18 protein-coding genes and 1 tRNA gene are annotated in these 22,492 nt (G+C 43.1%); 10 read left to right on the forward strand and 9 right to left on the reverse strand.

The genetic code is table 11. The features are described from left to right. Positions 1 to 2: 2 nt before the first annotated feature. The 6 genes from MJ612_RS00705 (at position 3) to MJ612_RS00730 (ending at position 6,379) form a co-directional block, all read left to right on the forward strand. Complete coding sequence (locus MJ612_RS00705) at positions 3 to 305, forward strand: hypothetical protein (RefSeq protein ID WP_187028504.1); 303 nt, start codon at positions 3 to 5, stop codon at positions 303 to 305. Positions 306 to 356: 51 nt separating this feature from the next. Continuing rightward, positions 357 to 812, forward strand: a complete 456-nt coding sequence (locus tag MJ612_RS00710; RefSeq protein ID WP_187028506.1) for a hypothetical protein — start codon at positions 357 to 359, stop codon at positions 810 to 812. Positions 813 to 1,004: 192 nt separating this feature from the next. After that, positions 1,005 to 1,928 carry a lytic transglycosylase domain-containing protein gene (locus MJ612_RS00715; protein ID WP_187028508.1) on the forward strand — a complete coding sequence of 308 codons (924 nt, stop codon included), beginning with the start codon at positions 1,005 to 1,007 and terminating at the stop codon, positions 1,926 to 1,928. A 541-nt stretch (positions 1,929 to 2,469) separates the two neighbouring features. After that, positions 2,470 to 5,451 carry an ELWxxDGT repeat protein gene (locus tag MJ612_RS00720; RefSeq protein WP_187028510.1) on the forward strand — a complete coding sequence of 994 codons (2,982 nt, stop codon included), beginning with the start codon at positions 2,470 to 2,472 and terminating at the stop codon, positions 5,449 to 5,451. A 58-nt stretch (positions 5,452 to 5,509) separates the two neighbouring features. Next, complete coding sequence (locus MJ612_RS00725) at positions 5,510 to 5,851, forward strand: hypothetical protein (protein WP_187028512.1); 342 nt, start codon at positions 5,510 to 5,512, stop codon at positions 5,849 to 5,851. Positions 5,852 to 6,076: 225 nt separating this feature from the next. Then, positions 6,077 to 6,379 (forward strand): hypothetical protein, encoded by a 303-nt coding sequence (locus MJ612_RS00730; protein WP_187028514.1) that lies wholly within the window; start codon positions 6,077 to 6,079, stop codon positions 6,377 to 6,379. A 170-nt stretch (positions 6,380 to 6,549) separates the two neighbouring features. Here the strand turns inward: MJ612_RS00730 and aqpZ are convergent, their stop codons facing one another. From aqpZ to MJ612_RS00770, 8 genes are all read right to left on the reverse strand, one after another. Further along, positions 6,550 to 7,287, reverse strand: a complete 738-nt coding sequence (aqpZ, locus tag MJ612_RS00735; protein ID WP_187028516.1) for an aquaporin Z — start codon at positions 7,285 to 7,287, stop codon at positions 6,550 to 6,552. 742 nt (positions 7,288 to 8,029) lie between these two features. Continuing rightward, the gene (locus MJ612_RS00740) at positions 8,030 to 8,827 is read right to left on the reverse strand and encodes a LytR/AlgR family response regulator transcription factor (protein ID WP_187028518.1); all 798 of its coding nucleotides are present in this window, start codon (positions 8,825 to 8,827) and stop codon (positions 8,030 to 8,032) included. Then, on the reverse strand, positions 8,824 to 9,927 hold the full coding sequence (locus MJ612_RS00745; protein ID WP_250419000.1) for a sensor histidine kinase: 1,104 nt from the start codon (positions 9,925 to 9,927) through the stop codon (positions 8,824 to 8,826). The genes MJ612_RS00740 and MJ612_RS00745 overlap by 4 nt, the downstream gene beginning before the upstream one ends. Positions 9,928 to 10,176: 249 nt before the next feature. Next, complete coding sequence (locus MJ612_RS00750) at positions 10,177 to 12,612, reverse strand: outer membrane beta-barrel protein (protein WP_187028522.1); 2,436 nt, start codon at positions 12,610 to 12,612, stop codon at positions 10,177 to 10,179. A 247-nt stretch (positions 12,613 to 12,859) separates the two neighbouring features. Beyond that, a tRNA-Leu gene (locus MJ612_RS00755) sits at positions 12,860 to 12,944 on the reverse strand. A gap of 69 nt (positions 12,945 to 13,013) precedes the next feature. Next, the gene (gene hscB, locus MJ612_RS00760) at positions 13,014 to 13,544 is read right to left on the reverse strand and encodes a Fe-S protein assembly co-chaperone HscB (RefSeq protein ID WP_187028524.1); all 531 of its coding nucleotides are present in this window, start codon (positions 13,542 to 13,544) and stop codon (positions 13,014 to 13,016) included. A 789-nt stretch (positions 13,545 to 14,333) separates the two neighbouring features. Next, positions 14,334 to 14,624, reverse strand: coding sequence for a putative quinol monooxygenase (locus MJ612_RS00765; RefSeq protein WP_187028526.1), 291 nt, complete (start codon positions 14,622 to 14,624; stop codon positions 14,334 to 14,336). 103 nt (positions 14,625 to 14,727) lie between these two features. Next, positions 14,728 to 15,504, reverse strand: coding sequence for an SAM hydrolase/SAM-dependent halogenase family protein (locus MJ612_RS00770; protein WP_187028527.1), 777 nt, complete (start codon positions 15,502 to 15,504; stop codon positions 14,728 to 14,730). Positions 15,505 to 15,601: 97 nt separating this feature from the next. On the opposite strand from MJ612_RS00770, the gene MJ612_RS00775 reads away from it, so the two are divergent. The 3 genes from MJ612_RS00775 to MJ612_RS00785 are packed head-to-tail and all read left to right on the forward strand — an operon-like array spanning position 15,602 to position 19,194. Beyond that, positions 15,602 to 16,633, forward strand: a complete 1,032-nt coding sequence (locus MJ612_RS00775; protein WP_187028529.1) for a PhoH family protein — start codon at positions 15,602 to 15,604, stop codon at positions 16,631 to 16,633. 15 nt (positions 16,634 to 16,648) lie between these two features. Continuing rightward, a complete protein-coding gene (locus MJ612_RS00780; protein WP_187028531.1) occupies positions 16,649 to 17,077 on the forward strand; it encodes a GNAT family N-acetyltransferase in 429 nt (142 codons plus the stop codon). After that, a complete protein-coding gene (locus MJ612_RS00785) occupies positions 17,077 to 19,194 on the forward strand; it encodes a ComEC/Rec2 family competence protein (RefSeq protein WP_187028533.1) in 2,118 nt (705 codons plus the stop codon). Before MJ612_RS00780 ends, MJ612_RS00785 begins: the two co-directional genes overlap by 1 nt. Positions 19,195 to 19,244: 50 nt before the next feature. On the opposite strand, the gene MJ612_RS00790 is transcribed toward MJ612_RS00785, so the two are convergent. Beyond that, positions 19,245 to 20,615 (reverse strand): DEAD/DEAH box helicase, encoded by a 1,371-nt coding sequence (locus tag MJ612_RS00790; protein WP_187030644.1) that lies wholly within the window; start codon positions 20,613 to 20,615, stop codon positions 19,245 to 19,247. 764 nt (positions 20,616 to 21,379) lie between these two features. Between MJ612_RS00790 and MJ612_RS00795 the strand changes: the two genes are divergently transcribed. Then, the gene (locus MJ612_RS00795; RefSeq protein ID WP_187028535.1) at positions 21,380 to 22,480 is read left to right on the forward strand and encodes a CaiB/BaiF CoA transferase family protein; all 1,101 of its coding nucleotides are present in this window, start codon (positions 21,380 to 21,382) and stop codon (positions 22,478 to 22,480) included. The last annotated feature ends 12 nt before the right edge of the window (positions 22,481 to 22,492 follow it).

Raw genomic sequence — 22,492 nt, forward strand, 5'->3', positions numbered from 1 at the left:
TTATGTATTCTGTTAAACTCAGTTCTTACTACAGGCTCTATTCCTTTTCGGATTACCAGAGCATGCGAACAGCCTTGCCATACATGCAGCACGTGGTATTAGCAAAAGCCTTATCTGATGTGCAGAACGCTGAAGCACGTCGTTTTGTGCAGCGCATTACCGGCAAAGGCTATAAGAATTACCTGGAGCCGCTCGGTTCAGAGCAAGCGCTTTACTCTGCCACCAGATCGCTCATCACCGCCCTGCAACTACTCTACAAAAGCAATGGATACTCTGCCAGGTACATTGTAATTGAACGAGGATAGCAGATTATTACATATTGCAGCCAGTGCACTAACTATAGTATAATAACAGACATGGAAGAAAGACCTATTCGTAATAAACAGTCAATTCAGCAACTATACAACGATATACTTCCCATGCTTGGACAGCACATCCATAAGAATATTGCACCCGTGCTACCGCTGTTCGAAAACTTTACCCTGGAGCGCCTGCTTGATACCTGGACAAAAGACCCTTCTGCAGACTCGGATAAGGAAGTAAGTGTAGATAACGGAAATGTGCAGTTCCTGGGGCTTATACTTCGATTGGAAGGCTTTAACAAACCCGGTATTGAACCTTTTGACCTGCGCAAAGACCTGCTTTTTAAACTGGAATACAACCATTACACCGTAGGCCCCGACAAAAACACCATCTGGCTGGAAAGAGATTACCTGCAACGCTGGGAAACCGCAGACTATGAAACTATAGCCAGCAAATGGGGAGATGCTTTGGTTGAAGAACTGACCGAAAAGTTGAGAGGGCAGGAGTAGAAGTTTAACCGGCCTTGTTCGTTATTTGCCTTTATTAAAGCCACATAAGAAATCTTAAAGTTATAAAATGCAACTCGCCTAGCAAAAGTACTGTTTAGCTCATCCGTGCGTTCTCTTTTTGATTAGCAGGTAATTTTCGTTAATTTAAAGAGGGCGTTTTAAAGTATATTCTGTAAAGATAAGGAGGAAGCTATGGCACAACAGAACTGGAAATACATTGCTATCACGTTGCTTTTAGTAGTTGGACTACAGCTATTTAGCCAACAACAGGTGATTACAGCAGGTAATCAACATGAGCTGGCAGAGGATGAACGAAATACTGATGCTATAAGGCCTACAGTTGTGCCCAGCTCGCTCAGCTTTGCCGGCGAACCGGTGCCGTTGCATGTACCCGATGTGGCAGAGCGCCTGGACCGTGAACTGCTGGTAAACTCATACCTGCACGCCACCACCTTGCTTGGCCTTAAACGCATGCAGCGTTACGAGCCCGAGATCAGAGCTATACTTAAAGAGAACGATATACCCGAAGATTTTATCTACCTGGCACTTGCTGAAAGCCTGTTTGGGCAGGTTACCTCACCGGCTGGTGCAGCAGGTTTCTGGCAACTGATGCCCGATACTGCCCGCGGCTATGGCCTTATTGTGAACAGCGAAGTAGATGAGCGCTTCCATGTACGCAAAGCCACGTTTGCAGCCATAAAATACCTGAAAAGTGCTAAGAACCGTTTCGGGTCATGGACCAATGCAGCGGCCTCTTATAACAGGGGTATGGGGGGCCTGGACCGTGCGCTGGAACAACAGGGTGTACAAAGCTATTATGACCTTTACCTGAACGACGAGACCTCGCGCTATATGTTCCGGATTCTGGCTTTAAAAGAGATATTAGGCAACCCACAGAAGTATAAATTTGAGCTACCCGAAGGAGCAGGTTACCAGCCACTGCCAACACGAACCGTAAAGGTTACCGCTACCATTCCTAACTTAGCTGACTACGCTTTGCAACAGGGCACCAACTATAAAACCCTTCGCCTGTATAACCCCTGGATAAAAGACTTTGCCCTAACTGTGCCACAAGGAAAGGAATTTGAGCTGAAGTTGCCTGTGCAGGCGAACTAACAAGTATAGCTTTAGTGGATTTATAGATGAGGTCTAATAATAAATTAAAGGGTTTTACTTTAAGTAGAGAATAGGCAGAGTTACTAATTACTTCAAAAGGCCTTGCAGATTTTGATCTGCAAGGCCTTTTTGTTTTTAAGTACCAAGAGCCGTTCTCGAATGGTTTTAAATGACTGATTCCATCTGTAAATGCGGTTTGCAGGTTCTATATCAACTTGTTTATGCAATTGAATTAATGTAAACATATTTTAACTTAAGTTTTGCCGCCTTTTTGCCATCCTATTCCAATCCTAAAATTTGCCCCAACTTATTCTTGACTATTAACTATTCATAATATTGTTAATAGTACATACCAGCAGTTATAACCACACCCGACTTCTGCTACATTTTGAAGCTAACTATTATAGAACTGGATCACATTCAATAAAATCTTACCGGCTTTATATATATTTACTATTGAATATATTTCAATATTATTCTAGCTATACAAACAGTAAAGTCTGCACATCGCCTGAATAGTTCGGTTTTTAACCATACTTATATGAACAACAAACTTCTACGCTACTTATTTATTTTCTGTCTGTTTGCTATCCCGGCACATGCACAAACCCAGGTAACCGATATTCAGTGGTCAAATGCTGAGCTAAGCTCTATGCCATCTGGGTATTTAGAGTATAGTGGGAAACTATACTTTGCAGCTACTTCTGACAATTATGGAGAAGAGCTTTGGGTCAGTGATGGTTCAGAATCAAACACGCTCTTATTCAAAGATCTTAACCCGGGCTCTGGGAGTTCTGCTCCAAGGAACCTGCTCGTATTAAATAATGAGCTATACTTTGTTGCAAACGATGGCATCAGTGGCCAGCAGTTGTTTAAGACAGACGGCACCACAGGAAACATTCAGAAGCTTACCAACTTTATTGATAAAACTATACCAAGGCTGACGCTAGTAAATGATCAGATCTTCTTTACGATCACAGAAACTATTTCAGATGGAGGAGATGGCTTTTTGGCAATCTGGAAGAGTAATGGTACCAAAGCAGGTACAACGTTAATAAAAGACAAATTAAATACCTGGAGTAAAGTGACAGCCTTTGAAGGTAGTTGTAACGGCCTGTTCTTTTTTGAATCACAGGCAACAGATAGTCCTAACTATACCAAAATGTGGAGAAGCGATGGTACTCCTGCTGGTACTTACCCACTAACTTCAAACCTGGAAGGAAGCGGTTCAGGCTATAACGGATTTGGTGAAAGTGGTGGGAGAATATTTTCTCAACATATTATTTATAACAACAATCTATACTTTGTGGCTCGCGGTACTGTTTTTGGCTCAGACCAGAGTGTAGGTATCATGAAGACTGATGGCACAGTGGAAAATACTGTGCCGGTAGGTAAAGTGCATGAAGGATATTTGATCAACCATGGTGGAGTAGCTGAATTGAGTGGCAAATTATACTTCTCATTTTTTGAGTATAAAAAGAACAGGCTTTTTATCTGGGAGACCGATGGTACGGCAACAGGTACAGAAAAAGTGTATGATAAGACTGCTGAGCAATATTTTGGCCCATCTAACCTTATAGCTCATGAAGGTAAACTCTTTTTCTCAAGTGCCGGAAGTAGCGGGGCTGGTACTTCTTTAATGAGTCTTGATCCGCAAAACGATACAGTTACTCCAGTAGCACAACTGGAAGTTGTTACCACAAAGCCTTACGAATTGTTTGGCGGAACATTGAACAGTAACCAGCTCTTTGGCATAAAGCAAGGTCTGATGTTTTTAGGGTTAAACAAGCCTAACTTCACGAATACAAAAGATTTTCACATAATTAATTTAGCAAGTGGAAGTAGTACTAAGGCTCCGGCTATAAATTATGCTACCAGTTTTTATTTATTTAACGGGCGCTATTATTTTTCAGGATACTCTTCAAATACAGGACTAGAATTGTGGTCTGCAGATCAGCTTCTTGAAAACTATAGCATACTAAAGAATATAAATAAAGGCAGAACTGGTATTTACAGCAGAGAAGTAGTAGCCTTAGGTAACAACATGATTTTCGATACCCACGAAGCAAAAGCAGCGAAGGGAAGGGAACTATGGCAATTTAACACCAATTCTCAAACTGCTTCTGTGTTAGCAGATATAAACCCGGGAGCTCTATCATCAGATCCGTCACAGCTTATAAAGTTTAAAGACAAGATTTACTTTATAGCTAATCAGAACGACAAAGGGAGAGAAATTTGGTCTACTGACGGTACAGAAGCAGGTACAATAAGACTGACAGATTATGCAAACAACGTATGGTCTTCTTATCCTAGTCTGCTAACCAACCAGGGCGAAGAGAACCTGTACTTTGCGGCGTTTAACGAACAGGAGAGACGTAGTTATCTAATGAAAACAGATGGTACTACACTTACAACAGTTAAAGATGTAGGTGTAAACATGTACGATTCTCCCTTGTTTATAAAATCAATTGTGGCTACAGAAAACAAAGTCTTTTTCGCGACAGAATTTGATGGTGACGATCTGTGGGTAAGCAATGGCACAAGCGAAGGTACCTTAAAGTTAAAGGACTTTTGTAATATTAAACAGATCACCTATGGCAATGGCTTCATCTACTTTATTGCTAATGAATATGGAGATTGCAAGGGAGAAATAAAGCTGTGGAAGTCTGATGGTACGGTTTCAGGAACAAAAGCAATTTTCGAATCTGGAGCGATGCCGTTTACTAATATCAGAAGCCTTTATAGTTATAACAATGCACTTTATTTTGTTGCTTATACCGAGGGGTCTGGAAGTGAAGTATGGAAAACAGATGGCACTGCAGCAGGTACAACAAAGGTAAAAGAAATAGGACCTGGTGCTTTGTCAGGTATAGGTAGCCCTGACTTTACCGTTTTTAACGATAAGCTTTATTTTGCGGCAGATGATGGAGTTCATGGGACCGAACTTTGGCAAACTGACGGGACTACTGGCAATACGTTTATGGTAGCTGATATTGCTGCAGGAAGTATAGCATCGATGCCCCGAAACTTGACACCAATTGGGAACAAGCTTTATTTAAATGCCACTACCACTGAAAACGGGAGCGAATTGTTGGTTACAGAAGGTGCTGATGTTTCGCTTGCTGCAGAGATGGTTCCAGGATTAAATCATTCTGATCCAACTAATATAATGCTAGTAAATGGTAAGATTTACTTTATGGCTAATACTCTTAGCGCCGGAAGACAACTCTGGATGTTAGATGGCGAAGATGTGACAGGCATAGAGGAGGAGATAATTAAGAAGAGCCTTACTGTGTTCCCGAATCCAGCTTCTGAATATATCACATTTTTATATGACAAAGGAAGCAAAGCTAAAGTAAGCGCTATTGAGCTTACAGACATGCAAGGTAAAAAGCAGGTTTCTATCGTTAACAGGGAAGCAGGAAAAATAAATATAAGCCATCTTTCTCCAGGTATTTACTTGCTGACCTTCCAAATTGGCGCAGAACGAGTATCAAAGAAGTTTATTAAAATAAACCAGTAGCTTTTAACTGATTGTACTTGGGCAGCATATACACCAGAGCATAAAACCAGTTATACCTATGTTCGAGAACTTTGTGCTGGAGCGCCAGCTCTATACCTGGACCAAAGACCCCGCCAGTGACAATAATAAAGAGATAAGTATAGAGAACGGTAACGTGCAGCAACTGGGGCTCAGGCTAAGACTGGAAGGCTTTAACAAAGGCAACGTTGAGCCTTTTGATATCCGGAAAGACCTGCTTTTTAAACTGGAGCATAACCACTACACGGTCGGCCCCAACAACGATACCCACTGGCTGGAAAAGGATTACCTGCAGCGCTGGACTACATCAGAATACGAAATAGTGGCTGGTAACTGGAGCGATGAATTAGTGGATGAGATAACTGATAAGCTAAAAGGTTAAAGTATACTTGCTTTCATCATTACTCAAAAAGCCCATGCAAACTGTCTGCATGGGCTTTTTGTTTTGATTATGATCTGAAAATTCTGGTCTGGGTAGTCATTAAAGCCTTCTGACAGTTTAGCTTGTAATTGATTCTGTGAGGCTTTTATCTCACTCACTTAAATATAGCTGTTGTTATATATTTATTTTGCCTTTATCTTACCAAACAATCTAATCTTACTTTTTATGAAAAACTTAAACTTATGCTTGCTGCTGTTTGTGGCTATTTTCAGTAGCGTTGTGCTTACATCTTGCTCAGACGAAGAGGAAGGAAAATCCTGTATGGAAGAACTTAATGACCTGGCTCAGCTGAACTACAACAAAGTACTTGCTTTCTCAAACGATCCTACTCCGGAGAACTGCAATGCTATGAAAAAGACAGCTACTGATTTCTTTAACAAAGCTAAAGAATGTGGTGATGCCGACATGATTTACGCTGCAGAAGAGAACCTTAGAGCTATTGAAGATTGGGACTGCGATAATTTATAATAACCTGATGTTGAAAGTTAGTGAGTATACTCTATAACTATAGAAGTTTACATGGTTAAGTAATACATCTACATTACAAGAGTATGTTGGTTTTAAAGTATAACAGGCAGGGAAGCTTTCCTGCCTGTTATACTTTGTATGCTGTCAAACATGAGGCTATACACCAGCTTCTAATGATGAAGCGTAGGAGTAGTCTGAATAATAGGTGGAGTCTTTTCCTCGGCTTTCTCTCCCGGACAAATATAGTTATAAACAACACCAGCCAGCATTGCTCCCAAAATAGGGGCCAACCAGAACAGCCACAATTGTTCTATCGCCCAGCCACCTGCAAACACGGCCTGGCTCAGGCTTCTGGCCGGATTTACGGATGTATTGGTAACTGGTATACTTATTAAATGCACCAGTGTCAGGCCAAGACCTACTGCTATTCCTGCTAAACCTGCGGGAGCTTTTGGATAAGTTGAACCCAGGATGACGAATATAAACATAAACGTCATGACTACCTCGGTTGCCAGGGCTGCCCCCAAAGTATAGCCACCCGGAGAGTGCTCACCGTAACCGTTCGCAGCAAAGCTACCTAAGTCAAAACCAGGTCTGCCGCTAGCTATTATATAAAGAATGCCGGCGCCGGCAATGGCACCTAATACCTGCGACAATATGTAGGGCAAAAGTTCTTTCTTATCAAAGCGTCCGCCAACCCAAAGGCCAATAGAAACTGCCGGGTTCAGATGGCAACCCGAAATATGCCCTATGGCATAAGCCATGGTAAGTACCGTTAAACCAAAAGCAAACGATACCCCTACGAATCCAATTCCTAATTCGGGATAGGCCGCTGCTAAAACTGCGCTTCCGCAGCCACCCAGCACCAGCCACATTGTCCCGATAAACTCTGCGATCATTTTTTTCATAGTGTAATACTGATTTTTTAGTCTGATAAATCTGAATAATAGGGCGACCTTAACAATCAGGAGGCGATAAATATTCACCGCGATTTCACTAATACCTGTACAGGGGGATGTATATACCTTATATTTCGGTATCTTGAAGAACTTCAGACAACAACTTTCCGGTTTGATCCCGGAGATTAGTTGTTTCTTTAAAATACATCAACAAATATTTTGATAATCAGGATATCAATATGACGGATTGGCCGCAGTTATCTTTTATTGAATTTTCTGCCACGGGGTGCATTTCTCCAAAATCTTCAGCTTCTGACTTGTGTCCATTAACTGTTTTTAGCAGATGTTTCACGGTTGTAACCGTACTCGTTAAAAGTTGCTGATTAAAGTCCAGCTGACTACCACTTTCTGTATAACCTCTAATAGTCTCCCAATACGCCATGCGAAGCAGTTGGAGCGTGTAACTTACTCTATGCTAATCGGATACTGGTCTGAAAATAATCTCAGCCCTGAAAACGATGCAACGAGTACGGTAAGTTTGTCCAAGATTTAAATTCGATTCTACTTAATAATATTTACCTGCTGTAAACCATTTAGTTTCAATATTTTAATCCAAAAATTAACCTGCATTTCCTTAATATTTTAGAAGTACAAAATCGGGTTTAAGCCTGTAAATTGACTGCTAGTGTTTTAGCAATTCATAGATTTGTTACCTTAATTTGGTATAAAAGCTCATTCCATCACATGTTGGCTATCCTAGTCCGAATCGCTCCAGAAGCGCTTGCTTGTGGTTCTTGCTTACTTTAAGCTCCGTGTTGTTCTGCAGTTTCATAATTAAGCCGCCGTTAAAGTGGTTTTCCAGTTCAGTTACCTTTTGCAGGTTCACCAAAGTTGATTTATGGATTCTGCAAAACTGCTTTTCTGCCAGCAGCTGCTCCAGGTTTTTGATGCTGTCCCGGATAAGAATGCGCTGTGATTTATAGTGGATGTTTACATAATAGTCTTCCGCCTCAAAGTACCAGATATCGTTTAGGTCCAGGAGAAGGATCTTGCCGTTGGCTTTTATACTTAGCTTGTTCAGCGCATTAATGGAGGTAACCGGACTAATCAGTTTTTCTTCTTTCTGCGTTGTCTGTTCCTGCAGCAATTGCCGAATTTTTTCGCTTAAGTCTCCGTGGTTCTTTTGCTCTACTACACTTTTGCACTTGGCAAGGCAGTTGCAGAAGCGATCGTTCGTGAATGGCTTTAGGAGGTAGTCTATCGCGTGGTGCTCAAAAGCGGCAATGGCATATTGGTCGTAAGCGGTAACAAAAGCTACGGCGGGAGGGGGCACAGAGAGTGACCGAAGCAGCTCAAAGCCATTAACTTCAGGCATCTGGATATCCAGGAAAAGTATATCGGGTGTTGTGTGCTGCATCAGGTCTATTGCTTCTAAAGCGTTTGCGCAGATACCGATTACCTCTACCTCAGCATCTGCTTGTAGTAGTGCAGCCAAACCTTCGCGAGCGGCCGGCTCATCGTCAACAACTATGGTTTTATACTTGCTCATGAGGCTATATTTATACTTGCCAACACCAAACCGTTTTGCTGCTCTAAGGCAAAATGTGCTTTATCGCCGTAATGCAGTTTTAAGCGTTCCCGTACATTTTGTAACCCAATGCCATTTCCGTTAAACACCGTGGTTTCTAATTTGCCGGTATTTTTAATGCTGATGATTAAATCATTTTCCAACTGATGGCTTTCAATCCTAAGAATAGGAGAGGAGTCTATGGAGTTCATCAGGCCATGTTTAAATGCGTTCTCCAGCAGAGGCTGTAAAATCATACCGGGCACCAGTATCTTTTCGGTTTCCGGCTGCACATCAAATTCAACTTTTAACCTGTCTTTAAAACGCACCAGTTCAATGTCGAGGTAGTGGCGGCAATACTCCAGTTCTTTGTGCAGGGGAATAAGCTGCTTTTCATTTTTATAAAGGCTGATGCGCAGCAGCTCGGCCAGTTTCGCCAGCATGTCGGTAGCTTCTTCGTTTTTGTTAGCCCGCACCATCATCGAAATGGTATTAAATGTGTTGAAGATAAAGTGGGGGTTTAGCTGCATGCGCAGCATCTGCAATTGGGTTTGTACCAGCTGCGACTGCAGTTCGGCATTAAGCTTGGCCTGTCTTTGATTTGCCTGGAGGTTTTCCCAGCCAAGCCAGGCTATAAAGATGACGATTGTCGTAAGCCAGCTGATAAAGAACAGTCTGGAGAAATGGTAAAATCCACCATCCCAGTAGCGTCCTGCCTCAAATGTGGTGTCAAAAGATATGATGGATGCCAGCAACCCGTAGCTTATCACACTTACAAAAGCATGAATGGCGGCGGCAGCTATAGTTAATAAAATGTATTTAACCCACTTATTTGGTGCCCCCGCTCTGCTTAGCAATTGCAGGTAAGGTACCGTTACAACACCCCAGACAATGTGAACGGCAATTTTATAGCTGCTATGCTGATACCATACAACAGGAGGAGTTGACGCATGCATGTCCAGCAGCGTAGTGTATAAAACATAAAGAATTCCCACGAAAAGCCAGAATAGCAGGCTGGCAGGCCATTTATACTTGTGTAAGATTTCGCTTTTAATGGGCATTATACTTTGGTGTGTTGTCAAAATTACAGGAAAGTTATCAGAAAGTTTTTAAATGACTACCGACAGTACAAATTTTAGTATCGCCATTTTATTGCGGTAAAATGCAGCAGTAAATTCTTGTTTTTAAGGCAGTACTGTTTGTTCTGTAACTCACAATTATACTCTTTAAAGCCATCAAAGTGAATACAAAAAGGTTTTTCATAGTTTTAGGTTGTACTAATGGTTTCTGATCACTACTTACTGATCACTGCTAACTGCTTCCTGTAATTACTAATTCGACTGGCTGGCTCTGCGTTGTTCCTCTTCCGAGACGGAGCTTCTTCGGCGTAGCGGTTTTAGGTCTTTGTTGCCGAAGTTGTAGGTAAAGTTCAGGCGCACCTGGCGGCTTTCCCAGCGGCTATCCATGTCCATGTTCATGTTCGCGAAGTTTATGGTATTGCTCATCCTGCTAGTTTTAAAGATATCCGTTATACTTAACCGGATGCTGCCACGCTGCTGTAAAACCTGTTTTTGTATGCCCAGGTTCACGTTGTAATTAGACTTTACATGATAGGCACCCATCACGGTAGGAGAATGGTAGAGGGCGCTCAGCTCCATCGATAAGCTATTTGGTAGTTTAAAGGAGTTGCTGGAGTTTACAGTCGTACTCAACTGCCCGATGTCAAGTTTCTCGCCCAGGAACACAGTGTTGAACTTGTTGTAGAACACGCTTACGCTGTTGTTGCTCACCCACCAGTTTGTTACTATAATCGGGGCAATCAGGCTCAGGTTATAATTGTAGAAGTCCTTGAAATTTTCTTTAGAGGCATACCCTATCCCTGTTTCATCATCCTGGTGGGTAATGTTTGTGAAGAAGTCTTTTGTTTGGCTGTAGCCAAGTGTTAAAGTATAGCTACTGTTATAGTTACCCGACAACTGTATGGTATTGGTAAACTGCGGCTGCAGGTATGGGTTACCCTGCACATATGTATAAGGGTCCATAAAGAAGATGAACGGGAACAGGTCGCGGTAAACCGGGCGGTCTACGCGGCGGCTATACGATAAGCCAATGTTATACTTTTCGTTTAGTTGCTGCCTTACCGAAATGCTCGGGAAAAACTTCAGGTAGTCTTTTTTGTCTGTGGCCTCCGCTCTTTCAGATTCTCCTTCGGCCATAGTATGCTCGGCGCGTAAGCCTGCCTGTATTCTGAACTTGTTGATTTGTTTTGAAAAGTTTACGTATGCTGCACTGATGTTTTCTGTATAAAGGAAATCGTTTGTCCTGGTCTCGTCGGTTTTCCAACTATTATCCTGCAGTTCTTCATACAAAATATCGGTTTTGGTTTTTACATGGCTCAATTTTACGCCGGTTTCCAGTTGCGTGCCCTGGCCGAGTGGCAATGCATAATCGCTTTTCAACACAAGTATGGAAATATCGGCAGGCACATCGCTTCTCAGGGTCTGGCTGTAAGTTGGTTTGGCTGGGTTCGCGAAAGTAAAGTCCGTGGTAATGTTATCGTTCTGCTGGAAACCGAAACTTGAGTAATCTACATCAGCGGTTATCTCATGGCCTTTCTGTGTAAAACTGTGCTTGTAGTTAGCGTTTAGCGTGTAGTTAAACCATTTCGTATCGATGTGGTTTTTTAGTTGCAAAGCAGAGTCTGGCGCGGCAGTCGGGTTACTTCTGAAGTCTGTGGTATTTCTGGGGTCTACTTCCATGATGTAATTATTGCCATTGAAAAGTATGCCTAGCTGATCGTTTTTGCTTAAAGTAAAGTCTGCCCCGGCCTGGTAAGTATGGCTATGTGAAAATGAAGGTCTGTAGTTAAACTGATCGAAATAAGTTGTCTGGCCTTCGTGCGTTACACTTCTTTTCAGATCAAGTGTTACATAGCGTTTGTTATACAGGTAGTTATAGTTGCCAAAGAGGTTAAAGTTATCGCCCCGGGTATTCAGGTTGATGCCTGCATTGGCTTTGCCATACTTGCCGTAGCCTGTGCCAGCCGCTATACTTCCGTTGGTGCCATCGGCCAGGCCTTTTTTAAGCTTTATGTTGATGATACCTGCATTGCCGGCTGCATCATACTTTGCAGAAGCATGCGTGATAAGCTCCACTTTTTCCATGGTGTTGGCACTCATGCTACGAAGCAGGTTTGCCACCTCGGCTGCGGGTAAATTTGTCTGTTTCCCGTTAATGGTTACCAATACGCCCGTTCTCCCGTTCAGGGCAATGCCGCCATCCTGATCTATACTTACACCCGGGAGCTTCTCCAGTACCTCCAGTCCGTTGCCTCCGCTTGCCGCTATACTTTGGGCTACATCCAGCACCAGCTTGTCTTCCTGTACTTCCAGCAATGGCTTTTGCCCCTGCACCGTTACCTCTGCCAGCTGGTTTACAGTTGGTGTAAGCATGATAGGATCAACATTGATAGGCTGTTCTGTTACCGTTATACTTTGGCTGAATGCCTGCTGATACCCCAGTTGCTTAACAGCGATAATGTAAGTGCCAGCCTTAATGGAGGTGAAATGGAATTTGCCTGACTCATCCGCTAGCGTACTTCCAACGGCAGCAGAATCCTTTGCCTGCAAAAGTATAACATTCGCATACTCTATGGCCTTGCCCTCTGCATTTACTACGCTTCCATGTATGGCAGGTGCTTGTTGCGCATGTGCCTGCACCAACTGCAGCAGCACAAGCAGGAGAATAGTGGTTACTCGTTTTTTCATAGTTTATCGGTTTTAGGAATGGTGGTGTTCGGTTATGATAGAACCTGTGCAAAGATGCTTTGCCTGCAGCGGGAGGACAATGGAAATGATGTGAGATGCCTGATAATTGCTGTGCTTGTGCTGAATGATGCAGTGTAGGAGAATGGCAGGTAGAGGCTGAATGATTTTCCGTATCTAGGAGGAAGTTAATATACCCTGAAAACAAAAAGCCTTGCAAATTTTCATCTGCAAGGCTTTTATACTTTAGTGGTACCCAGAGCCGGGGTCGAACCGGCACAACCGAAGTTATTGGTGTTTGAGACCAACGCGTCTACCAATTCCGCCATCTGGGCTTGTTAGTTCTAAACTTTGGTTTGGTAGTGCCCAGAGCCTGTAGTCGAACTAAAAATGCTGTTCCTCTTTCAGGAACGTCCTGCAAACTTAGATAAAGTTTCCTGAATACGCAACAGGTATTTTTTCTTCAGATAGTAGGTTTTTACTTCAGCCAGGGCCTCTTCTTTTGTAAAGCCGTGTAACTCAGGGTATCGCTGCAATACCGGCAAAATATCGTTATCCAGCTGGGCAACTATACCTGTACTTTTCTCGCCTATCTCGTGCAGTTTAGCAGCGTCAAAATCAAATTCCAGTTCCATCAGCTCCTCGTTAATTTCCATCATATCCATCAAAAAGTCCGAAGGAATCTCATTCTTCCCTTCCTCCAGCAAGCCGTGCTCTTTTAAAATATACTGCATGCGCAGGTCAGCATCCGATAGTGTGCGGTAGGCATTGGTGTTTAGGGTAGATAGCTGCAGAATTTCCTGTTGTTTTTCGGGGCTTTCATTGGCGTAAAAGTCAGGGTGGTACTCGCGGCTAAGCTGGTAATATTTGTTCTTTATGGCTTTCTCGTCAAGTATAAAACTTTCAGGTATATTATAAAACTCGAAGTAGTTCATAGTTCAGTTTTAGTTAGCTTCTTCTCTGATGTAATAAAAGCATGCGGTTTACGCCTATAAAGGTACAGCAAAAGCCTATAGTTTGTTTGATTCAATTTCTAAGTTCCCAAAGCGAGTGAAGTTCATGGGAACGTCTTGGGTTATAGTTTCATAATTACCGCAGTCCAACCACCCCTTTATCCCCTCCTTGTCTAAGGCGGGGAGTTTTTAGTTCTTGTTATAGTTGACTTTCTAGTTCTATAGTTTCCGGTTATCATCCCCCTTCACCCCCTTCAAAGGGGGACTTTTCAGGTTTAGCTATAATTTGGTTTATAGTTCTATGGTTTCAGTCTATGAGCGGACAGGTCGCGACCTGTCCCTACGAAATTATGACCACGATAAAACTCGAAGCTTATTGTTTCAAACTATAGTTAAGCGGTAACTATGAGAAAGATCACAGTCTTTGGGTTGAGCGCCTTGTAAATATCTGGTGCCGAATAGGCATTGCGACTTTAGGAGCAAAAGAGATTTGCACAGCGCGATGCCCGAAGACGGGGCCTCCCGGCCATGAGGGCACCGAAGCAAACTATAGAACTATAGGTAAGTAAAGCTCCTAGGATTAGTTGAAGTTTGGAAGGATAGCTTGGTTTAGGCGAGTATAAACTTAGCTATAAGACATATAAGATCCTTCGACTTCGCTCAGGATGACAAAACAAGCAATATAAGGCACATATGCTCCCTGGGTTAAGCTCGAAATAACAGAGAGGTAAAACGCTGTCCTGAGCTATGCAGCCACCCAGGTCTATAGATTTATACATCTACCTGCACATTAGACCAGGCCTGTGGCTTATCGGCAAAAAGGGCTTTGGTGGCTTTCCATACCTGCCCGAAAAGCTCGGAATCGCGGTAGTTGTTCAGGTGTTCTTCCGAGTCCCACAAACTATAGGTGCTGTACACGTTAGGGTGATTCAGGTCCTGTAATAACTCTACATGGTTGCAGCCTTCAAATGCACGAATCTTGTCCTTAGAAGTTCGGAATATCTCCAGGAACTCCCCGGTCTTCTCCGGCTGAAACGTCATCCGTACGATGCGAATAAGCATAATTATGAATAATTGGATTTTGAATAACTGAATGTGAAAGTAAAGTTAATTTTTTATACCTGCTTTATTCAATCATTCGGTTATTCAGTCATTCAACATTAACTCAACTCCCCGGGTAAAAGCGAACGTCTATTTGTGAGTCGAAACCTAGACCTAATAGCTCGGCGGCGTGGCCTTTGTTAATGCCGATACACAACTGGTTTTGGGAGTTAAAAATACAGCAGCAGTCGCCGTCGTCTACTTGTGTATAGTTAGGGTGGATGCGGCCAATCGTTTCACGGCCAAAATGTATTGTAAAAGTTCTGCCATGGGCTATCGTGTCCACGCTATCGCGGGTTATGTTTGTAATGAGGTTTCCGTAGCGGTCTACATGAATGACGTGTCCCATAATGGAGTGATCGTTCAGGCGCAGCTGCCGGTTAAGTAGCTGACGTATAGCTGTAGTTCGTTCGCCAAGTACTTCTATATCGCCGCCTTTTGCCAGGTATACAGCAGCAGGGGCCAACAGATCTTTTACCGGGAAAGGCATCAACGGGTCCTGCGCATTCAGTTCCACTACCAGTTCAGGTTGCCCGTCTGTAATAAGCGATAACAAACCATTGTCGGGTAAAAGGAAGTAATGCCCGTTGTGACGAGCCGCATGGTAACGACCATTTTTACTGCCATGTGTATCAACACCAACCAAATGTACCGTGCCTTCCGGGAAGTCCTGGTACACGGAGCCAAGGACGAACTCCGCATGGGCTATGTTAAAAGGTTCGATCGCGTGGGTGATATCAACGATCTTACATTCAGCGTCTTGAGAAAGCAATTTTGCCTTTACTGCCGCCACATAATGATCAGTATATCCAAAATCAGATATAAACGTAATTACAGCCATCTTTAGAACTATAATTTAGATAAATTTGTAAGTATATAAACCAAATTTCTTTAAATTAAAGAAAATATAACCAACATTCTATATAAGAGCTAAACATTTGGTAGAGAAAGTAATAACACTCGAAAATATTTCCCTGATTGACTTCCTGGGAACCGAAAATCAGAATATAAAACAACTGGCTGCCGCGTTTCCTAGCAGCAAAATCATATCAAGAGGTAACGAGATCAAAATTCAGGGTCAGACGCCTGAGATCACTAAAATCCACGAAATTCTTTCGTCGCTGATAGACCATTACCACAAGTTCGGGAAGATTACGCATAACAGCGTAAATAGATACCTTTCTTCGGATTCTTTTACCGATGAAGAAGTGATTGTTACATCGCCGGACGTAATTGTGTATGGTTCTAAAGGCGGTGTGATAAAGGCGAAAACACCTAATCAGCAGAAGCTGGTAGATGCCGTGGAGAAGAACGACCTGGTGTTTGCGCTGGGGCCTGCCGGTACTGGTAAAACCTATGTGTCGGTGGCGATGGCGGTGCGTGCCCTGAAGAATAAGGAAGTAAAGAAGATCATCATCTCCAGACCAGTGGTGGAAGCGGGCGAGAGCCTTGGTTTCCTGCCGGGAGATATGAAGGAGAAGGTAGATCCTTATCTGCGCCCGATCTATGATGCCTTGGAAGACATGATTCCGGTTGAAAAGCTGAAGTATTACCAGGAAAACAAGATCATCGAAATTGCACCGCTCGCATACATGCGTGGCCGTACCCTTAACAATGCATTTGTGCTGCTGGATGAAGCCCAGAACACGACGCCAGCTCAGATGAAGATGTTTTTAACGCGTATGGGGCCGAACGCCAAACTGATGGTGAACGGAGACTGGTCGCAGATCGACTTACCGCGTAACCAGCGTTCCGGTTTGATGGAGGCCCTGAACATTCTTCGCGGTGTAAAAGGTATTGGCGTTGTGGAAATGACAGCTGATGACGTGGTGCGCCACCGCCTGGTAAAAGATATTGTGAATGCTTATACCAAGCTGGAGGAAGAGCGCCGTGCTAAGCGCGATGCACAGGCTGAAGAAGACGAAAAGAATGGTGTAGTTAACCATAAACGTGTAAGACAGAACGCATAATCTATTTCAGGTTACATGATACAGGTTATAAGAGCTGAGCAGGAGCAGGACCTGAAGAAGGCTTTCCAGATACGTGAGCAGGTATTTGTGGAAGAGCAGAAAGTGCCTCGTGATGCCGAAAATGATGCTTTCGAAGATATCGCAAACCACTACTTAGCTACCTGCGAAGGTGTGCCGTGTGGGGCTGCCCGCTGGCGCATAACCGACCAGGGTGTAAAACTTGAGCGCTTTGCAGTGCTGCCTGACTATAGAAACAAGCAGGTTGGTGCTGAAGTCTTGAAAGCTGTCTTAAACGATGTAAAAGCAGAGCAGGCTGACAAAAAGATATACCTGAATGCGCAGTTACCAGCGGTAAACTTTTATAAGCGGAACGGCTTTGTAACGGAAGGCGACATGTTCACAGAATGCGATATCCAGCACTATAAAATGGTATTTGTGGGCTGATGCTGCAATGGGCGCCATATCCGTTTTTAAGGATCGCGCTTAGCTTTATAGCAGGCATTTTGCTCTATGTAAGTATAGGTGAAGATTTCAGGTATGGTCCTGAAGTCTTCACCTTTTTTGTTTTCCTATTCTTTAGCTTATACTTATACGTGCGCAAAAACAGATCTGCAGAAACGAATGCCTGGGTAGGTATAGCCGGGTTATTTTGTTTTGTTGCTGCGGGTTTCTGGGTCACTGATTTGCGCACGCCTCATCTGCAACCAGAGCATCTTGCTAACCTTACCAATAAGCCAACTAACTACATCGGCACTGTTAATGATTATGTTATCCAGAAGCCGGGTTATCAGCGCACAGTGCTGGATGTAGAACAGGTATTGGTGAACGGCAAATGGCAACCTGCAACAGGGTTGGTGCAGGTAACTGTACCACACGATACACCCGAAGATTATACTTTTACTTATGGCGATAAATTACTTGTAAAAGGGTCTCCGGTGCTAGTGCCAGGCCCACTGAATCCGGAGCAGTTCAACTATAAAGCATACCTGCAGCAGAAAGGTGTTTACCATCGCCAAAACCTGCAGGCACATCAGTTTACACACCTCGGGAATGAGCCACCTAATTACCTGCAGTTTGTAAGTATAAAGTTGCGCCGCTACCTCGAGAATGTAATAAAAGAGCATGTGCCGGATAAGCGCGAAGCTGGTATTGCTACAGCACTTATACTTGGTGTAAAAGATGACCTGGATAACGCTATACGGGATAGTTATGCAGCTACCGGAACCATGCATGTGCTGGCCGTTTCGGGTATGCATGTCGGGCTGATCTTCGGAGTGTTTCTGCTCCTGTTTAAAAGTATAAACTTGAATTACTCCCAGCGGCTGCTTTATGCGCTGCTTGTGCTTGGTTTACTATGGTTATATGCTTTTGTAACAGGCTGGTCGCCGTCGGTGCTACGGGCAGTTTTGATGTTTAGCTTAATAACTATAGCTATGGTCTTGAGCAGGCGGCATAACATTTATAATACCCTTGCTGCTGCAGCTTTCCTGCTGCTCTTCTACGATCCTTATCTACTGTTCGATGTAGGATTCCAGTTGTCGTTTCTGGCAGTGTTTGGGATAGTGGCCTTGCAGCCTGGTATCTATAGTTTACTTATTGTAAATAGCTGGCTTTTAGATAAAGTTTGGGAGCTGTTCTCTATTGCTGTCGCAGCACAATTAATAACTCTTCCGTTAGGTATCTATTATTTTCATCAGTTCCCGGTATACTTCTGGCTGGCTAATATTGTGGTGGTGCCTGTTTCTACCCTTGCCCTTTATAGTGGTATGGCTGCACTGGTCTTCCATTGGGTGCCTTTGCTGGCTGATGCGCTCTTTGCATTACACTTTGGCTTGATCTGGGTTATGAACGAGTTTAACCTGTTGCTTACAAACTTACCACATGCACTTATTAACGGTTTAGATATTACTGCGCTACAGTCGTGGTTGTTGTATGCAGTGCTGGCGCTTATATTCTTATTTCTTTTACAAAAGCAGTTGCGCTACTTAACGTTTGCTGTGCTTATAGTTGGTGTGCTTGCAGTGCAGCAGATTCTAGAAGAGTCAGAACAGCAAAACCAAAAACTGCTGGCTATTTATAGTCTGCGTGGAAGTACGGCTCTTTCCTTTCTCCAGAACCGGGAAGCTATACTTGTTACTGATAGCACTCTGCTTCAAGACAGGCAAAATTATACTTTCAACATTCAGGCGCACCTATGGGATCTGGGTGTTACTGCACCAGTTTTTAAAGTAGTAGGGGAGTCATTAAAAACTAAAGCCGGTGTGTTTTCACAAACTTTACCTGACGGAAATGAATTGCTGGTTTGGCAGGGAAGGAAATTACTGTTAGTAAGCAAGCCCCTAAAGATACAGCCTGTAACAACTATAGATTTAGATTATGTTATACTTACCAAAAATGCCAGAATTAAACCTGAAATGTTAAAGCCTTTTAAGGTTAAAGCTGTGGTGCTTGATGGTAGTAATAAGCTTTGGTACATATCCCGCATGAGATCAGAATTAGCAAAGTATAAATTGCCGGTGCATGATGTAACTACCGCAGGTGCGTTAGTGCAGAAACTATAGATTTAACTTATAATAAAAAAAGCCGCCCAGAAATTAGAGCGGCTTTTTTATTATTCTGTCGGGGTTGTCTGAGGTGCTGTGCTACCCGCAGGCCCACGATTGCCTCTGTTGCGGTTGCGGTTATTGCGGCGCTTCTTCGGCCTGTTTTCTGAAACAGCCTGTTGTGCAACAGGTGCTGTAGTTGCTTCACCTGTTGTTACTCCTTGTTCCGGTCTTGGGCCAGCCTTAGGTTTATTTCTGTTACGGTTTCGGTTTTTGTTATCAGAACGGCCTTTGTTATTTCTTTCAGGTCTGCTTCCTTCTCTATGACGAACATGACCTCTTTTATTTGGATCGTAAGCAGGTCCGGGACCAAAGTCTTCCGGTAAAGCTAATTTAGGTATTTCCCGCTCAATTAACTGCTCTACCCTGCGTACACGGTACATGTCGTTCTCGTTCACAAATGTAATCGCCATACCTGTAGATGCAGCGCGCGCCGTACGCCCCACACGGTGTACATAATCTTCAGCGTCCTGCGGCATATCGAAATTCAGCACGTGGCTCAGGTTGTCGATGTCGATGCCGCGTGAAAGTATGTCAGTGCCAACCAGTATCTGGTATTTTTTGTTTTTAAAATCGCGTAGGGCAGCTTCACGTTCATCCTGGGTCATGTCAGACTGTATCCCTTCAGCTTCAAAGCCCATTTTGCGCAGAGACCTTACAATCTGGCTTACGTTTGATTTGCGGGATGTGAAAATGATCATATTCTGTACTTCCAGTTCACGCAGAATGTGCTCCAGTAAAGGAAGCTTCTGGTTGTCGTAGGTCAGGTACATGCGCTGGTCAATTCCTTCGGCAGGCTTTGATACAGCCAGATTTATTTCTTCAGGGTTCTGCAGTATCTGCTGTGCCAGGTCGCGTATCTTTTTAGGCATGGTAGCCGAGAAAAGCAGGGTCTGGCGGTTGGCAGGTAGCTGGCGCACAATCTTCAGGATATCGTCCATAAAGCCCATATCCAGCATTTTGTCTGCTTCATCCAGTACTAGATAATTCAATTGGTCCAGCTTTACATAACCCAGCGCCATATGCGACATCAGTCGGCCCGGAGTAGCAATAATAATGTCAGCGCCACTGGTAAGCGCGCGTTTCTGCTGGTCCCATTCACCACCTTTGTTTCCTCCATAAATCGCGATGGAGCTAACGGGCGCAAAATAACCTAAACCTTCTACCTGCTCATCTATCTGTTTAGCAAGTTCGCGGGTAGGTACAAGTATAAGTGTGCTGGTATGTGAAGCGTTGGCGTGGGAGATACGGTCTATTAGCGGGAGCAGGTAAGCAGCCGTTTTGCCAGTTCCTGTCTGTGCGCAGGCTATCAGGTCTTTTTGCTCAAGTATAAGTGGTATTGCCTGTTGCTGTATAGGGGTAGGGGTGTTGTACCCCATAGACTCTATTCCAGTAACAACGTCTTCGTGTAATTTAAATGAATGAAAATTCAAGGTTATAGTTTTTATATCTAATAGTTTGGGTCCTGATAAGCATTGAGCCTATTAGGTCTATGGTAAAGATAAAAATATTTATGATCATTTCTATGCCTGTAGTCTCCTTCACACCCAATCATTAAAACCTGATTTGTAAATACTGCAATATTTTGTTGTAATAAATTTTGTAAAGTGCAATATATATTATATTTGCAATATATTAATTAAAGCTATTGAAATTCACTTTGGATAAAGTATAGGCTGTTTTTGTATGAAACATATAAGAATATAAATATTTACATCAAACAAGAAGTATATAAAAAATTATATTTAGCTGTAACATTTGATATAGTGGGGCGTAAGATGTGAAAGTAGCAAATGCTATTTAAACACTGACTTCATCTTACAGTTATTATATTCAGTATGAAAAAGGCTATACAAGATTCGCCAAACTTTTATCTTTTGCTTGGTGTAAATATTATTAATGCGCTTTTCTTCTTGTTATAAGAAGCATTTAACAGAAAACATAAAAGGCTATCCTGCTTTTGCAGGATAGCCTTTTATGTTTTCTATAATTCTAAGTATGCTTTAAGCTCCTTCCAGTTTTAAACCAAGTTAAAGTACAGCCTCGTTTTGATAACTGTAGCTTGTCAATCTCTTTCCTCAGGTTAGAACCATATTTATAGATATTTTTACGAAGTTTGGAAAGTAACCAAAAACCGGGAGCTATGATTTGTAATAATATGCTGGTGTTGGAACTGGCCAGTGTGTTAGCCGGGCCTAGCGTAGGTCAGTTTTTTGCAGAACTAGGTGCAAACGTTATTAAAGTAGAAAATGCCGCAACGAATGGTGATGTTACCCGCCGCTGGAAGTTAAAGTCAGAACCCGCCGATACAGATACACCCGCTTACTTTTGCGCTGCCAACTGGGGAAAAGTATCATTGCCTTTAAACCTAGGGAATTCGCAAGATCTGGAACACCTATATGAACTGGTAAAAAAGGCTGATGTAGTAATTGGCAGCTACAAGCCAGGTGATGCCGAAAAATTAAAAGTAGATTATAAAACACTGCAAAGTATAAATCCAAAGCTCATTTATGGCCACCTTACAGGTTATGGTGCTGAAGAAAACAGAGCGGGATATGATGCGGTAGTGCAAGCCGAAAGCGGATTTATGTACTTGAATGGGCAACCAGAAGGCGAACCTACCAAAATGCCGGTCGCGTTGATGGATATTCTGGCAGCTCATCAATTAAAAGAAGGTTTATTAGTAGCATTAGTGCAGCGTGAGCGAACAGGGCAGGGGCAATACGTGCAGGTATCATTAATACATGCAGCAGTGGCGGCATTGGCAAACCAGGCTACCAGTTGGCTGGTAGCTGGGTATAATCCGCAACGCATGGGCTCTGATCACCCAAGTATAGTGCCTTATGGAAGTGTATACACTACCAAAGATAAAAAGCAACTGGTTTTAGCTATCGGCGACGACAGGCAATTTGAACGGTTGTGTCAGGTGTTAGATGCTGCTGAACTGGCGCTGGATGAGAAGTATAAAACAAACTATAACCGGGTGCATAATCGGCAGGAACTGAATAAAAAGCTAAGCCAGCTGATCGCAGATTTTGACCAGGAAGTATTGTTGCAGGCGCTTCATAAACTGCATGTTCCGGCAGGAGCTGTAAATTCTGTAGCAGATGTTTTTAAGACCCCGCAGGCAAAGCAAATGCTATTAGAACATCCTGATACAAAGCCCGGTGTAAGACAGGTAGCTTTCCGGGTAGGTGCCGAAGAACCGCTGTTGTTAACCCCGCCACCACCGTATAACGTCTGAATTCTTAACATA

It is taken from the genome of Pontibacter deserti, from assembly GCF_023630255.1.
In the GTDB taxonomy this organism is placed as follows: Bacteria; Bacteroidota; Bacteroidia; order Cytophagales; family Hymenobacteraceae; genus Pontibacter; species Pontibacter deserti.